13 protein-coding genes are annotated in these 15,295 nt (G+C 72.5%); 9 read left to right on the top strand and 4 right to left on the bottom strand.

What is annotated here, in order from left to right; translation table 11 throughout:
• Positions 1-44: 44 nt before the first annotated feature.
• The 3 genes from MQP27_RS23120 to MQP27_RS23110 all read right to left on the bottom strand — a co-directional run bounded on the left by MQP27_RS23120 (position 45) and on the right by MQP27_RS23110 (position 2,549).
• Positions 45-326, bottom strand: coding sequence for a hypothetical protein (locus MQP27_RS23120; RefSeq protein ID WP_242767249.1), 282 nt, complete (start codon positions 324-326; stop codon positions 45-47).
• 61 nt (positions 327-387) lie between these two features.
• Positions 388-1,953, bottom strand: coding sequence for a glycerol-3-phosphate dehydrogenase/oxidase (locus MQP27_RS23115; RefSeq protein ID WP_242767248.1), 1,566 nt, complete (start codon positions 1,951-1,953; stop codon positions 388-390).
• Entirely contained in the window at positions 1,950-2,549 is a 600-nt protein-coding gene (locus MQP27_RS23110; RefSeq protein ID WP_242767247.1) for a TetR/AcrR family transcriptional regulator, read from the bottom strand. Before MQP27_RS23110 ends, MQP27_RS23115 begins: the two co-directional genes overlap by 4 nt.
• 83 nt (positions 2,550-2,632) lie before the next feature.
• Here MQP27_RS23110 and MQP27_RS23105 point away from each other — a divergent pair, with 83 nt between their 5' ends.
• Together MQP27_RS23105 and MQP27_RS23100 are read left to right on the top strand one after the other, a co-directional pair.
• The gene (locus MQP27_RS23105) at positions 2,633-4,231 is read left to right on the top strand and encodes an FAD-binding oxidoreductase (RefSeq protein ID WP_242767790.1); all 1,599 of its coding nucleotides are present in this window, start codon (positions 2,633-2,635) and stop codon (positions 4,229-4,231) included.
• 15 nt (positions 4,232-4,246) lie between these two features.
• Complete coding sequence (locus MQP27_RS23100) at positions 4,247-5,128, top strand: YegS/Rv2252/BmrU family lipid kinase (protein WP_242767246.1); 882 nt, start codon at positions 4,247-4,249, stop codon at positions 5,126-5,128.
• Between the two features lie 9 nt (positions 5,129-5,137).
• On the opposite strand, the gene mgrA is transcribed toward MQP27_RS23100, so the two are convergent.
• The gene (mgrA, locus tag MQP27_RS23095) at positions 5,138-6,181 is read right to left on the bottom strand and encodes an L-glyceraldehyde 3-phosphate reductase (RefSeq protein WP_242767245.1); all 1,044 of its coding nucleotides are present in this window, start codon (positions 6,179-6,181) and stop codon (positions 5,138-5,140) included.
• Positions 6,182-6,270: 89 nt separating this feature from the next.
• Here mgrA and MQP27_RS23090 point away from each other — a divergent pair, with 89 nt between their 5' ends.
• From MQP27_RS23090 to MQP27_RS23060, 7 genes are all read left to right on the top strand, one after another.
• Positions 6,271-6,723, top strand: a complete 453-nt coding sequence (locus tag MQP27_RS23090; RefSeq protein WP_242767244.1) for a flavodoxin family protein — start codon at positions 6,271-6,273, stop codon at positions 6,721-6,723.
• A 385-nt stretch (positions 6,724-7,108) separates the two neighbouring features.
• Positions 7,109-7,582, top strand: coding sequence for a carboxymuconolactone decarboxylase family protein (locus MQP27_RS23085; protein WP_242767243.1), 474 nt, complete (start codon positions 7,109-7,111; stop codon positions 7,580-7,582).
• 774 nt (positions 7,583-8,356) lie between these two features.
• Positions 8,357-8,764 carry a DUF485 domain-containing protein gene (locus tag MQP27_RS23080; RefSeq protein WP_278196480.1) on the top strand — a complete coding sequence of 136 codons (408 nt, stop codon included), beginning with the start codon at positions 8,357-8,359 and terminating at the stop codon, positions 8,762-8,764.
• On the top strand, positions 8,755-10,347 hold the full coding sequence (locus MQP27_RS23075) for a solute symporter family protein (protein WP_242767241.1): 1,593 nt from the start codon (positions 8,755-8,757) through the stop codon (positions 10,345-10,347). The genes MQP27_RS23080 and MQP27_RS23075 overlap by 10 nt, the downstream gene beginning before the upstream one ends.
• A 510-nt stretch (positions 10,348-10,857) precedes the next feature.
• Positions 10,858-12,309 (top strand): O-antigen ligase family protein, encoded by a 1,452-nt coding sequence (locus MQP27_RS23070; protein WP_242767240.1) that lies wholly within the window; start codon positions 10,858-10,860, stop codon positions 12,307-12,309.
• A gap of 25 nt (positions 12,310-12,334) precedes the next feature.
• On the top strand, positions 12,335-13,942 hold the full coding sequence (locus MQP27_RS23065) for a serine/threonine-protein kinase (RefSeq protein ID WP_242767239.1): 1,608 nt from the start codon (positions 12,335-12,337) through the stop codon (positions 13,940-13,942).
• A gap of 93 nt (positions 13,943-14,035) precedes the next feature.
• Entirely contained in the window at positions 14,036-15,196 is a 1,161-nt protein-coding gene (locus MQP27_RS23060) for a serine hydrolase domain-containing protein (protein WP_242767238.1), read from the top strand.
• The last annotated feature ends 99 nt before the right edge of the window (positions 15,197-15,295 follow it).

The raw sequence follows: 15,295 nt of genomic DNA, 5'->3' as shown, positions 1-15,295 counted from the left end.
GCGCCCGGACCGACGTGATCGGTCCGGGCGCCCTTCCGCGTGGGTCAGGACTCCGGCTGGGGATGCCGTACGGCCTGCTTGACCTCGGCCTCCACACTCGTGCGCGGCTTGCCGGTCTCCTTGGCGTACTCGGTGACCGAGGACTGCGCCTCACGGGCCAGATCGCGCCAGGCTCGCCACGCGGTCTCGTACGTCTCCGTCTGCTGCCCGGTCCAGCCGCCCGGCTGTGTCGGCGGACCGTACGAGAGCCGCAGCTCCTCGACCTGGTTGTGGGTCTGGTCGGCCGCGCGCTGTTTCTCCACGAGCTCGTCGAAGGTGTGCGTCACACAAAGGGAGCATAAGTGGGCAATTCGAATCCCGCGCGTGGGGCCGCAGGTCCGGGACGCGTCAGCCCTGCTGTGCCGGTGCCTCACTCAGCAGCTCTCGTACGACATCCAGCGCCGCCGCCCGGTCCGCGGGCACCACTCCGATCCGGGTGCGCCGGTCGAGTACGTCGGACTCGTCGAGCGCGCCCTCGTGGCGCACCGCCCACAGCAGTTCGGCGGCGGTGACGGGGTGGCCCGGCAGTACCCGCTCGCCCAGGCGGGGGTCGGCCGCGCCGAGGGCGTGCACGGCCGGAGCCTCGGTGCCGTACCGCCGTACCAGACGGCGCGGGGCCGGCAGGGCTTCGAGGGTCCGCGGGGACGCGGCGCCGACGAGGGGCAGGGACGCGGTCGGGGAGGGGCCCGCGGTGAGGTTGCGGGCCTCGACGGCCGCGTCCACGGCGTCCTCGGCCATCCGCCGGTACGTGGTGAGCTTGCCGCCGACCACGGTGATCACGCCGTCGGGCGAGGTGAGCACCGCGTGCCGGCGGGAGATGTCGGAGGTCCTCGTCGCCTCGCCGGTCGCGGTGTCGAGCAGAGGGCGCAGTCCGGCGAAGGCCCCGACGACGTCCTCGCGGCGGACCGGGACGTCCAGGACCGAGCCGAGCACGTCGAGGAGGAAGCCGATGTCCGCCTCCGGCGCCTCGGGGACATCCGGGATCTGGCCCTCGACGGGTTCGTCCGTGAGGCCGACGTAGACCCGGCCGTCGCCTTGGGGCAGGACGAGGACGAAGCGGTTCGTCTCGCCGGGGACCGGGATGTGCAGGCCGGCCGGCAGTGGGCCGAGATGTGCGGCGCGCAGGACGAGGTGGGTGCCGCGCGAGGGCCGGATGCGGATGCCGTCCACCAGGCCGCCCGCCCAGACGCCCGCGGCGTTGACGACCGCGCGGGCGCGGATCTCGCCCTCCTCGCCGGTGAGTTCGTCGCGGACCCGGGCCCCGGAGCCGGTGAGTTCCAGTGCCCGGACGCGGGTCAGGATCCGTGCCCCGTGCGCGGCGGCGGTGCGGGCGACGGCGGTGACCAGGCGGGCGTCGTCGACGAGCCGGCCGTCCCAGGACAGCAGTCCGCCGCGCAGGCCGTCGGTGCGCAGGGCGGGGGTCAGATGGCGGGTCTCCACCGCGGAGAGGCGGCGGGGCGCGGGGAGTGTCGCCCGGGCCGTGCGGGCCGAGAGGCGCAGGGTGTCGCCGGCCTTGAAGCCGGCCCAGGAGAGTGCCGCCTGACCGCGGGAGACGAGCGGGGTCAGGGGCAGCACGAACGGCTGGGCGCGGACCAGATGGGGCGCGGTGCGCTCCATCAGCACCCCGCGCTCGACCGCGCTCTCGTGGGCGACGTCGAGCCGGCCGGAGGCGAGATAGCGCAGCCCGCCGTGGATGAGCTTGCTGCTCCAGCGGGAGGTGCCGAAGGCCAGGTCGTGGGCGTCGACGGCGACGACGGACAGCCCGCGGGCCGCGGCGTCCAGCGCCGCTCCGGCACCGGTGGCGCCGAGCCCGACGACGAGGACGTCCACGGCCGGGCCGCCGACGGTCGCGGTCAGCTCGCGCGAGCGGCGGGCGGCGGACAGGGAAGAGCCGTGTGCGGGGGCGATGCTCATGGCGCGAGGGTCCTCTCCAGGATGGCGCTCAACTCGGCGAGGAACGCGGGGGAGTCGAGTTCGGGATCGTCCTCGTCGGTCATGGTCCGCAGGGACAGGGTGAAGGACTGGACGATCAGCAGCAGCGACCGCGCCTGTCGCTCGGGGTGGCCGGCGCGCACCGACCCGTCGGCGTGTCCCTCCGCGATGCTGCCGACCAGCAGCTCCAGCAGGGCGATCTGGCTGGCCCCGCGCCGGTCCAGCACATAGGGGAGCAGCAGCTCGGGGTCGACGTCGACGATCTTCCGGAACAGCGGATGGGCGCGGAAGGAGGCCACTCCGGCCACGAGCCCCTCCACGAGCAGGCTGCGCGCGTCGGCCCCTTCTCTGCGCTCCGGGATGGCCCGGGTGGCCACGTCGACCCACTCCCGGGTCATCAGGTCGCCGACCAGCGTGCGCACATCGGGCCAGCGCCGGTACAGCGTCATCCGGGAGACGCCCGCGCGGCGGGCCACGTCCGTGAGCGTCGTACGGCGGACCCCGACGGCCAGGACGCAGTCCCGTACCGCGTCGAGCACCGCGTCGTTGTCCGAACCGTTGTGACGAATAGGCGTCATGTGTCACAGTGTAACGCCTCGACGGGCCCGCGGGTGGCGTCGGCGGACGGAATCGCTCGAATCGACCGGTGAGGACGACACTCATGGACATGCTGTGGAGCGGCTGGGGCGACCCGGCCAGGGCGACGCCGCTGCCCGACACGGTGATCGGGCTGCTGCGCGATCTGCTCGGCGTGAAACCGCGCGCCGCCGACCCGGTCGAGCTGGCGGAAATCGCCGTACCGGAAGGGCAGTTGGAGCCCGCAGCCCATCAAGCGCTGGCGGCCGCGGTCGGCGGCCAGGAGTACGTGCGCACGGATGCCGAGACGCGGATCCGGCACACCAGGGGCAAGTCCACCCCCGATCTGCTGCGGATCAGGGAGGGCGAGGTCGATGACGTCCCGGCGGCCGTACTGCTCCCGGCCGGGCACGAGGAGGTCCTCGCCGTGCTGCGGGCGTGCGCCGAACTCGGCCTGCCCGTCGTGCCGTTCGGCGGCGGCACGTCGGTCGTCGGCGGTCTCGCGCCCGAACGGCGCGGCGCGTTCGTCGCGTTGGACCTGCGGCGCATGGACGGGCTGCTCGACCTCGACCCCGTCTCCCGCACCGCCACCCTGCAACCGGGCCTGCGCGCCCCGCAGGCCGAGGCGCTGCTCGCCGAACACGGCTTCACGCTCGGCCACTTCCCGCAGTCGTACGAGTGGGCCAGCATCGGCGGGTTCGCCGCCACCCGCTCCAGCGGCCAGGCCTCCGCCGGCTACGGCCGCTTCGACGAGATGGTCCTCGCCCTCACCCTCGCCACCCCCGAGGGCACCGTCGACACGGGCCGCGCACCACGCTCGGCGGCCGGACCGGACCTGCGTCAGCTCGTCCTCGGCTCGGAGGGGGCCTTCGGCGTCATCACCTCCGTGACGGTACGCGTCCGCCCGGTCCCGCAGACCCGCGTGTACGAGGGCTGGCGCTTCGCCTCCTTCGACGAAGGGGCCGCGGCACTGCGCCGCCTCGCCCAGGACGGGCCGCGCCCGACCGTACTGCGCCTGTCCGACGAGACCGAGACCCTCATCGGCCTCGCCCAGCCCGACGCCATCGGTTCGTCCGAGGCCCCGACGCCCGCCGGATGCACGGCGATCGCGGGTTACGAGGGTACGGAGGAGGACGTCTCGTACCGCCGGGAAGGCGCCGCGGCCGTACTGCGCGAGTGCGGTGGCACGCCCCTCGGCGCGGAACCCGGCGAGCGCTGGGCGCACGGGCGCTACTCGGCGCCGTATCTGCGCGACTCGCTGCTCGACGCCGGCGCCTTCGCCGAGACGCTGGAGACGGCGACCTTCTGGTCCCGCGTCCCCGGGCTCTACACGGCGGTGCGCGAGGCGCTCACCACGACGCTCACCGAGTCCGGCACCCCGCCCCTGGTCATGTGCCACATCTCCCACGTCTACGAGAACGGCGCCTCGCTGTACTTCACCGTCGTCTCGGCCCAGGGCGACAACCCGGTGGCGCACTGGACGCGGGCCAAGCACGCGGCGAACGAGGCGATCCTCGCCGCGGGCGGCACCATCACCCACCACCACGGCGTGGGCACCGACCACCGCGACTGGTACGTCCGCGAGGCCGGACCCCTCGCCGTCGACGCGCTGCGGGCCGTGAAGCGGACACTGGACCCGGACGGGCTGCTCAACCCCGGTGTTCTGCTGCCCCTCGAAGACTGACCGGAGGCCACACCGATGCGACAGTTCACCGCCGTCGTCAACCCCACCGCGGGCGGATCCACCGGCGCCGCCGCGCTGCTCGCCGTGGCCCGGCCGCTGCGGGAGGCGGGCGCCGAGCTGGAGACCGAGTACAGCCGCAGCCTCGCCCACGCCCAGGAACTCGCCCGGGACGCGGGCCGCAAGGGCCGGGTCGTGCTCGCCGTCGGCGGGGACGGCATCGCCGGCGGGATCGGCGGCGCGCTCAGCGGCACCGGCACCGTGCTGGGCCTCGTCCCGGCCGGGCGCGGCAACGACTTCGCCCGCGCCCTCGAACTCCCCTCGGACCCGGCCCGGCTGGCCGAGGTGCTGCTGCACAACGAGCCGCGCGCGGTCGACACCATCGAGGTGGAGTCGGCCGTCCACGACCGCACCGTCGTCCTCGGCAGCGTCTACGCGGGCGTCGACGCCCTCGCCAACCGCCACGCCAACCAGGCGAGACTGCTGCGCGGCGCGGCCTCCTACTACGCCGGCGGCCTGCGGGCCGTCACCACCTGGCGGGCGGCCCGCTACCGCGTCACCGTCGACGGCCGGGAGCACCGGCACACCGGCTACACGGTGGTGGCCGCCAACTCCGGCTACTACGGCTCCGGCCGTCTGATCGCCCCCGACGCCCGCGTGGACGACGGACTGCTGGAGATCGTGATGATCAGCGAGGCGCCCCGGCGGCTCTTCTTCGCCCTCATGAACGACCTGAAGACCGGCGCCCACGTGGACCGGCCCCAGGTGCGCATCCTGCGGGGGCGGGAGATCACCATCTCCGCCGACCGTGACGTGCCCTACGGCGCAGACGGCGAGGTCGAGGCCGTACTGCCCGTCACGGTCAGGGTCCTGCCCGGAGCGCTGCGCGTGCTGTGCTGAGCCCCGACGTCAGCCGAGGTTGCCCGTCCGGGCGTCCCGCCACAGGTCGACGCCGCCGTCGGTGGCGTACTTGTCGATCTCGGCCAGCTCCTCGGCGCTGAAGTCGAGGTTCTCCAGCGCGGCGACGTTCTGCTCCAGCTGCTCGGTGCGCGACGCGCCGATGACCAGTGAGGTGACCCGCTCGTCCCGCAGCGCCCAGGCGAGCGCCATCTGGGCGAGGCTCTGCCCGCGCCGGGCCGCGATGTCGTTCAGCGCGCGCAGCCTGGCCAGCATGTCCTCCGACAGCCACGACGTGTCGAACGACGTCCCCGCAGCGGCCCGCGACCCCTCCGGCACCCCGTTCAGATAGCGCCCGGTCAGCAGCCCCTGCGCCAGCGCCGTGAAGCCGATGACCCCGAAGCCCTCCTCCTGGGCGGCGTCCAGCAGGCCCTCGGTCTCGATCCAGCGGTTGACCATGCTGTAGGAGGGCTGGTGGATCAGCAGCGGGGTCCCCAGGTCACGCAGGATCGCCGCGGCCTGCCGCGAGCGCTCGGCGTCGTACGAGGAGATCCCCACGTAGAGGGCCTTGCCCTGGCGCACCGCCGTGTCCAGCGCGCCCATCGTCTCCTCCAGCGGAGTGCTCGCGTCGAGCCGGTGGGAGTAGAAGATGTCCACGTACTCCAGGCCCATGCGCTTCAGGGACTGGTCGAGCGAGGCCAGCACGTACTTGCGGGAGCCGCCGCCCTGGCCGTACGGACCGGGCCACATGTCCCAGCCCGCCTTGGTGGAGATCACCAGCTCGTCGCGGTACGGCGCGAGGTCCCGCTCCATCAGCCGGCCGAAGTTGAGCTCCGCGGAGCCGTACGGCGGGCCGTAGTTGTTCGCCAGGTCGTGGTGGGTGATCCCGAGGTCGAAGGCGCGCAGGGCGATCTCGCGCTGCGTCTCGAAGGGCCGGTCGTCCCCGAAGTTGTGCCAGTAGCCGAGGGACAGAAGGGGCAGGTCGAGGCCCGAACGGCCGGTGCGCCGGTAGCGCATGGTGCCGTCGTAGCGGCCGGGATCAGCGAGGTGGTTCATGGTTTCACTGTGGCCGCGCACGATTCTGAAGTCCAACAACTCCTTCTCATCAAATTCAGCGTTTCCGCTTCTGAATTAGGGTGCGGGGTGTGCCCACCTTGCTGATCGTGCATCACACGCCCTCGCCCAACTGCCAGGCCATGCTCGAGTCCGTCGTCGCCGGCGCGACCGACCCGGAGATCGAGGGTGTCGAGGTCGTACGGCGCCCCGCGCTCGCCGCCACGGCCTCCGACGTGCTGGCCGCCGACGCGTGTCTGCTCGGCACCCCGGCCAACATCGGCTACATGTCCGGCGCCCTCAAGCACTTCTTCGACCAGATCTACTACCCCTGCCTGGACGCGACCGGGGGCAGGCCCTTCGGCTACTACGTGCACGGCGGCAGCGACGTCACCGGCGCGGTGCGCGGCATCGAGGCGATCACCACCGGCCTCGGCTGGCGGCTCGCGGCGAAGCCGGTGACCGTGACGGGCGAGCCGGCAAAGGCCGACATCGAGGCCTGCTGGGAACTCGGGGCCACACTGGCCGCCGGGCTGCTGGACTGACCCTCACCCGAGTCCATCGAACTCCCTTGCTCCTCAGGCCGTTTGGGGGCCTTCGAAGCCCGGCGGCCCACAGGAGATGTGCACCCGTGGAGAGCGCGGGAGGTTCTCGTTCACCCCGGCACAACCGATCGCCCATCTGCCCAGGGAACTCGGCGACAAGCTGTTCACGCGGACCGCGCACGGGCCGGGTCGCCGCGTCGAGCCTGTTCGCCGAGCACGCGGCGCCCGGCCTCATCGAGCTGTTCGCCGGTCGCCCCGGGACTGCGCCGCTTCGTCACCACACCCCGCGCCCCAGGGAGACGCAGGTCACATTCGCGCGTGTCACAACTCCTCGTGCCGTCCCGTCAGAGAGGTGTAGCCAACGACGACGACACAGGAGCACATCATGGAAGCGCGTCTGAACCTCTTCGAGAACGCGGTCGCGACCAAGGTCTTCCGGCACATCAACTCGGCGGGCAAGGCCGTCTCCGACTCGACGCTGCCGCACGCCACGCAGGAGCTGGTGAAGCTCCGCGCCAGCCAGATCAACGGCTGTGGAATGTGCACCGACATGCACACCAAGGACGCCCTGGCCGCGGGCGAGGACGTGCAGCGCCTCCTGCTGGTCTCGGCCTGGCGGGAGGCCACGGTGTTCACCGAGGCAGAGCGTGCCGCGCTGGCGCTGGCCGAGGAGGGCACCCGTATCGCGGACGCGGCGGGCGGGGTCCCGGACGAGGTCTGGGAGAACGCGGCCAAGCACTACGACGAGGAGCAGCTCGCCGCCCTCGTGACCACCATCGCCCTGATCAACATGTACAACCGGTTCAACGTCATCGTCCAGCAGCCCGCCGGCGACTACCAGCCGGGCATGTTCGGCTGACGCGGAGCGCCTGACGGCGACGGCCCGGCCCGTTCGCCGGACCTGGTGCCGCCGCGCCGGGCGGCCGCACCAGGTCCAGCGGCTCGCCCGCAGGCTCCTCCTCGGGCTCCGCGGCAGGTGTACTTGAGATCGGCGCTCACCGTCACGACCGTGCCCACGGCCTCGGGGCGCAGCCGCGCGTCGATCGTCGCGGAGGCGTTCCCGGCCCCGTGCCCGCGAACTGGCTGACCACCGGGCCGACTTTGACCTTGACCCGGCCCTTGTAGACGTCGTCCTCCACTCCGATGAGCTCGGCGCCGGCAGTTCGCGGTGGCGGGTCATGGCGCAGACGGAGCGGGAACCTGCATCGCCACAGGGGTGTCAACGGGTGGTTAAACGTTCACTTACGTTGCCGTCAGCGCGGCGGGGTGACGGAGGCTCGACTCCTGTGCGCTGCATTTGAGACAGCCTTTCCGTGGAATAGGTATGGACTATTCGCGGACGTGCTGTTTTTCGCAGGCCGCGCGACGCCCGTGACTCACCGTCGCGTGTGTGAATGAGCCAGCCCGGTAAATTCGCCCGTCCGTCCGGTTGATACTTCAACCGGCGCGCTGCAATACTCCGGCATCCGGTGCCGCCTCACCCTCCGGCCGGCCCGCAGGAATCCGGAAAGCAGCGATTCCAGATTCACGAACCCCCCACAATGTCCGCATGGTGATCGACTCCGGCACGCTCCCCGCGCGTGTTCGATCCGTTCTTTGGACTGATCGGACGATTCACCTTCGCGGCATCAGGATGCAAAGAAGGTGCGCCCGCGTGAATGTCGAGCAGGCAAGACAGCGCGAGATATCCGAAAACCCCGAATTTCGGCTGCTGCGCCGGGCCCAGCGCAGAACAGGGATACGGATGACCGCCCTCGCCGTCGGCGGGTTCCTGGTGTACGTCCTGCTGTCGAGTTTCACGCCCGCTCTCATGAACACGTCGCTCGTCGGCCACCTCACCCTCGGACTCGCGCTCGGGCTCGGCCAGTTCGTGGTGATGGCCCTGGTCGCGCGACGCCACCTCGTACACATGCGCACCAGGATCGACCCCATCGCCCGGGGCTTCCGCACCCAGGCGCACAAACAGCAGCCCGACCCGGGGGAGCAGGGCACCTGGCAGGCCGCCCCGTTCCGGAGCGGGGGGCAGCACACATGGCGATGACCGCAGCCGTCGTCACCGACCGGTTCAGCCTCCAGCTGACGTTCCTGCTCTTCACCGCCGTGGTCGTGGTGACCCTCTTCACCGCGCTGCTGATCGCCCCGCAGCGCGACGAGATCAGCGAGTTCTACCTCGGCAACCGCACCATGACACCCCTGCGAAACGGGCTCGCGATGTGCGGCGACTACCTGTCCGCCGCCACCCTGCTCGGCAGCACCGGCCTGGTCGCCCTCACCGGATACGACGGCCTCCTCTACCTCGGCGGCACCGCGGTGGCCTGGATGACGGTCCTGCTGCTGATCGCCGAACCCCTGCGCAACGCGGGCAAGTTCACCCTCGGCGACACCATCGCCCTGCGTATGCCGCGCCGTCAGCGCCCGGTCCGGCTCGCCCTGGCCCTGTGCACCCTCGCCGTCACGACCCTCTACCTCGTCGCCCAACTCGTCGGCAGCGTCGCCCTGTTGACCCAGTTCACCGGCGAACCCAGTGCCGCCACCCGCACCCTGTGCGTGGTCGTCATCGGCTCCATCGTCATCGTGTACGCCGCGCTCGGCGGCATGCCCGGAGCCACGTTCATCCAGATCGTCAAGGCCGTCATGCTCATCGCCGGGGTGGGCGTGACCGCGGTGATGGTGCTGCACCACTACCACTGGAACTTCAACGCCCTGCTGACCGCGGCCGCGGACAACAGCGGCATCGGCACCCGCTTCCTGGAACCCGGGCTGCGCTACGGCGGCAGCACCACCAGCAAACTGGACTTCTTCAGCCTGGAACTGGCGATCGTGCTCGGCCTCGCCGCGCTCCCGCACGTCATGATGCGGCTGCTCGCCCCGCGCTCCCGGCACGTCCTGCGGACCTCGGTCGTGTGGGCGATGGGCCTGGTCGGCCTCGTGTGCCTGGCCGCCGGGATCCTCGGCCTCGGCGCCACGGCCGTCGTGGGCCGGGACACCATCTCCCGCATGGACCACAAGGGCGACGCCGCCGTACTGCTCCTCGCGCACGCCCTCGGCGGCGGCGTCCTCACCGCCCTGCTGTCCTGCCTGGCCTTCGTCACGCTGCTCGCGGTGGCCGCCGGACTCACCCTCGCCGCGGCCTCCTCCCTCGCCCACGACCTCTACGGCGAGGTCATCCGCAAGGGCAGGGCCAAGGAGACCGAGGAACTCCTCGTCGCCCGGCTCGCCGCCGCCGTCATGGGCGTCCTCGGCATCCTCCTCGCCCTCGTGTCCTGGGGCGCCAACACCGCGACGCTCGCCTTCCTCGCCTTCGCGATCGCCGCGTCCGCCATTCTGCCGACCCTCGTCTACACCCTGTTCTGGCGGCGCTTCACCGCGACCGGCGCGCTGCTCAGCCTCTGCGGCGGGCTCCTGTGCTCGGTACTCCTCGTCGTCTTCTCACCCGTCGTCTCCTCCACCCCCGCCTCCCTCTACCCCGACTCCGACTTCGCCTGGTTCCCCCTGCAGAACCCCGGCATCGTCTCGATCCCGGCCGGCTTCCTCCTCGGCTGGCTCGGCACGGTCCTGAGCCGGCCCGAACCACCGGAGGAGTACGCCGAGTTCGAGGTGCGGGCGCTGGTCGGGGTCGAGTAGGCCAGCCACGCCGGTCGTCTGCCGACCATCGCCCGCGTCACCGCGCCGGCAGGGGCCCGGCGTTGCGGGGCGAGCGACGGGCCGGGCCTCGTGAGGCGGGGCAAGGCGGGGCGGGGCGGTCCGGGGAGGCGGGTGTGAAGCCGGGCGGTCCGGTGACGCGGGGCGCGCGGTCGGGCGTGGTGAGGAAAGCGTGAGGCCGCGTGTCGTGAGGTGGGCGCCCGGCTGGACGCCGGTGCGGCGACTGCACGCCCGCGCGTGATGAGGTGAGCGCACGGTCCGGCGTCGTCGGGTGGCGGCAAGTCGGCGTGTCGTGAGGTGGGCGCCCGGCTGGACGCCGGTGCGGCGACTGCACGCCCGCGCGTGATGAGGTGACCGCAAGGCTCGACGCTGTCGGGCGACGGCGAGTCCGCGCGCCGTGAAGCATCCGCAAAGCCCCGTCCCCGTACCCGATCCGTCGTGTTCGTCCGCCCGACGCCCGCTCTTCGCGCTCGGGGCCCAGGCTCGGGTGCCATGGCATCGACACCTGACGGACGCACACCCACCGGCGGACCGGTACCGGCATCGGCGGGGCAGCCGTCGGCGGCAGCCAGGTTCCTGCAGTTCGTGCCCCTGGGCGCGGTCGCCGTGCTGCTCCTGGACGCGGCCACCGACTTCTTCCCCGACGACCCGATCACCGGGATCCTCACGCCGACGCGGCTCGTGCTGCTGATCGGCCTGACCGCCATGGCCGTACCGGCGCCGGGCCGGCCCCGGGCCCGGCTGCGGGACTTCCGCACCCGCCTCGACATCCCCGTCGGCCTGCTGCTCGTCGCGTCGGTGCTGGCCACCTACGGCGGCGGCCACCCCACCGCCCCGCTGCGCGGCCTGCTCACCGTGATCGCCTGCTACTACCTCGTCGTCGGCCTGCGCCGCACCCAGCCCGAGTCCTGGCGCGCCGTCGGCCTCCTCGCCCTCGCCGGGGTGGCCGCGGCCGGCACCGGCGCCTTCTCCCAGTTCACCAACGACACCCCGACCGGCCTCTGCCGCACCGGCCTCCTCACCGACATCGCCTGCGACGCGGGCGGCGACGTGCTCATCCGGGCCACCGGCACCTTCGCCAACCCCAACCTGCTGGCCGCCTTCCTGGTACTGCTCCTGCCGTTCACGCTGCTCGCCGCCGTCGCGGTCGACGAGCGCACGGCCCGTACGGCGATCGTCGTCCTGGGCGTCGTCGGGTACGGGGCCCTGCTGACCACCTTCTCGCGGGCCGGGTACGTCGCCGCTGCCGCCGGCCTGCTCGTGCTCGGCGGCGCCTATTGGTTCGCGCCTCGGCTCGCCGACCGCACCGGGCGCCGTCTGGTGGCCGGGATCAGCCTGGGCGGCCTGCTCGCCGCGTCCGCCGCGATCTGGTTCGCCTCCCGCGCCGGGAACTCCCTCGGCGTACGCGGTCAGGCCTGGCGCGCCGCCCTGGACCTCGCCCCGCACAACCCCCTCGGCGTCGGCCTCGGCCGGTCGGGCGCCGTCATCACCGCCACCGCACCGGGCGACCGGGTCTTCGTCCACGCCCACAACCTCTGGCTCAACTGGCTGGTGGAGACGGGCCCGCTCGGTCTGCTCGCCATCGGCGCGGTGACCGTGATCGCCTGGACGTCCGCGGCCCGCGCCGCCCGCGCCAAGTCGGTCGTCGGCACGGTCGGCCTCGCGTCCCTGACCGGCTTCTTCCTGATGAGCATGCTCGACCACCCGGCCAACCTCGACCGGATCGACGTCCTGTTCTGGTGTGTGCTGGCGGTGGTCATGGCGGAGGCGCCCACGGGTCGGCGACGGAGCGCCGAGCCCCCAGCCGACACCGTCCCCGCCCGGCAGAGGCACCGCAGGCATGCCCCCGCCGCCCCAGAGCCGGCCGGCCTGACCACCCGCTTCACCCTGCCGCCGAACCAGCCCAACAGGCCCTGGCTGCAAGGGCCACCGACCGGACCGTGAACACTTGTCCCCTAAGCTCCTCGCCATGAACGACGGGGAGACCGGCAGACGGGTCGTCGACGACCGGTTCGAGCTGGAGTCCAGGCTGGGCGGCGGCGGTATGGGCACGGTGTGGCGCGCCCGCGACCTGCTGCTGCACCGCAGCGTGGCGGTCAAGGAGGTCCGGCCCGCCGACCCGGACCTCGCCGAGTACGACCCCGAGAGCGCGCGGATGCTGCGCGAGCGGGTGCTGCGCGAGGCCCGCGCCCTCGCCAGGGTCCAGCACCCCAACGTCGTGACGATCCATCACATCGTCGACGGCGGCGCCGGCACCTACCCGTGGATCGTCATGGAACTGGTCGAGGGCGGCTCCCTCGCCGACCGCCTGGCCCGCGGCCCCATGCGCCCCGCAGAAGCCGCCCGCGTCGGCCGCGGCGTCCTCGACGCCCTGCGCGCGGCCCACGCCATGGGCGTCCAGCACCGCGACGTGAAACCCGCCAACGTCCTGCTGCGCCCCGACGGCCGCCCCGTCCTCACCGACTTCGGCATCGCCGCCATCCGCGAGTCCACGGCCCTGACCGCCACCGGCTCCATCATCGGCACCCCCGACTACATGGCCCCGGAACGCGTCACGGGCGGCGAGGGCGGCCCCGCCGCCGACCTGTGGTCGCTGGCGATGATGCTGTACGTCGCCGTCGAGGGCCACCATCCGCTGCGGCGCGGCACGACGCTGGCCACGCTGGCCGCCGTACTCCACGATGACGTGCCACCGCCGAAGCAGGCCGGGCCCCTCACGCCCGTACTCGAACGCGTGCTGGTACGCGACCCAGCGGCGCGGCCGGACGCCCAGACCGTCGACGCGCTGCTGGCCGCGGCGGCCGAGGCGGTGGAGGACTCCGGTACGACCTCCTACCCCTTGGCGCCGCCGCGACCGCTGCCGCCGACGCCACCGGCTCCCGACACGGTGGTGCCGCGGCCGGGGCGGCGGCGCGGGGCGGTGATCGCGTCCGTGGTCGTGGGCGCCGTGCTTGCGGGCGGGGCTACTTGGCTGGCGGTGTCCGGCGACGACGGGAACAAGGATTCCGGCGCTTCGGGCCCCAGCAGCCACACAACGCCGCAGACCGGCTCCGCATCGACCGATACGTCGACCACCGAGCCCTCGGGGTCACCGGTGCCCAGCGCCACGTCGAAGCTCGCCACCGGCATGCTCACTCCCCAGGGCATCCGGTCCGCGCTGAAGGCCATCGAGGACAAGACGGGCCGGACCACCTTCGGCGATCTGAAGGTGTACCCCGGGTACGTGTCCGTGGACGCGATGGTCCCCGGCAGCGAGACCCGCTACGACAGCTACACCTACCGCACATGGCAGGGGGTGGAGAAGAGCCCGCTGGGTGGCACCCTGAGCGGCGGCAACGAGCCGGTGAGCCTGAAGGACTTCGACTGGGACAAGGTGCCCGCGCTGCTCGCCCTCGCCGAGAAGAAGCTGAAGGTCGAGAAGCCGGCGGACCCTTACCTGTGGCTGCAGCCGCCCAACAGCACCTTCGACACGCCCGTCGCCCTGCGGATCTACCTCACCGACAACTACGGCGAGACCGGATATCTGGACGCCACCCCCCAGGGCAAGGTGACCAAGGTGGTGCCGGCCGGCGCGTGACGCGTTCCGCCGGATGCAGCAGCACCGGAGGCTACCGCTCCGGGTGAGGGAAAGGCTGGGCCTGCACCTTCGCCCAGCCTCCCGGGAGACCCCATGCCCCACCGCTCCGTCCCGGCCCGCGCCCGCCTGCTGGCAACCGGCCTCGCCGCGGTCTGCGCCGCCGCCCTCGGCCCCGCCGCCACGAGCACGGCCGCCACCCACGACGACGAACTCCAGCGCCAGGCCCAGCAGTTGGTGGACACCCCGGGCGGGCCGCCCGGAGTCATCGCCCTGCTGAGACGGGACGGGGAGACCCATGTCGTCCGGGCCGGCGTCGCGGACCTCGCCACCGGTCGGCGCCCGCACAGCGACGACCACATGCGCATCGCCAGCACGGCCAAGGCCTTCAGCGGGGCCGTCGCGCTGAGCCTGGTCGACCGGCACGCCCTGCGCCTCGACGACACCCTCGGCGAACGGCTGCCACGGCTGCCCAAGGCCTGGCACCGCGTCTCGCTCGGCCAACTCCTCGACCACACCAGCGGGCTGCCCGACTTCTCCGAGTCCGCCGGGTTCCGCGCGGCCCTCGCGGCCGACCCACGGCACCACTTCGACTCCCGGCGCCTGCTCGACTATGTGGCCGACCAGCCCCTCCGCTTCAGTCCCGGCAGCCGCTACCAGTACAGCAACTCGGACAACATCGCCGTCGCCCTCATGGCGGAGGCGGTCACCGGCACCCCGTACGAGAAACTGCTGCGCACGCTGGTCTACCGGCCGCTGGGGCTGCACGACACCAGCCTGCCCCAGGGCTACCGGATGCCCGAGCCCTACCTGCACGGCTACGACGTGAGCCCGCCCGCGCCGCCGGCCGACGTCAGCGAGGTCTTCGGCGTCTCCGGGGCCTGGGCGTCCGGAGGCATCATCTCCACGCCCGCCGACATGACCCGCTTCATCCGCGGCTACGCGGGCGGCGCGCTGTACGGCAAGGACGTGGTGCACGCGCAGCGGAACTGGATCGACGGCGCCTCCCAGCCCCAGGGCCCGGGGCGCAACTCCGCCGGACTGGCCATCTTCCGGTACGACACCCGGTGCGGGGTCGTCCTCGGGCACACCGGCAACTTCCCCGGCTACACCCAGCTGATCGCGGCCACCCCGGACGGCCGCAGGTCGCTCACCTTCTCCGTCACCACCCAGATCAACGAGGCCCTCAAACCGGAACTGTTGAAGAAGATGCGTGCCGTCCAGGAGGACTTCGTCTGCGCGCTCCTGCGGAAGTAGCCGACCGCACGCGAGTGTGCGTGAGGAGCGCACACTCGCGAACCGGCCCGGCGACGGGGGAGGATGGGCGCTGCAAACGCTTTTGGTCAACCGATGTGG

The sequence above is a fragment of the Streptomyces cylindrosporus genome (assembly GCF_022698165.1).
GTDB lineage: Bacteria > Actinomycetota > Actinomycetes > Streptomycetales > Streptomycetaceae > Streptomyces > Streptomyces cylindrosporus.
Note: the sequence above shows the minus strand (reverse complement) of the source record. Positions and strands in the feature narration are given on the sequence as shown.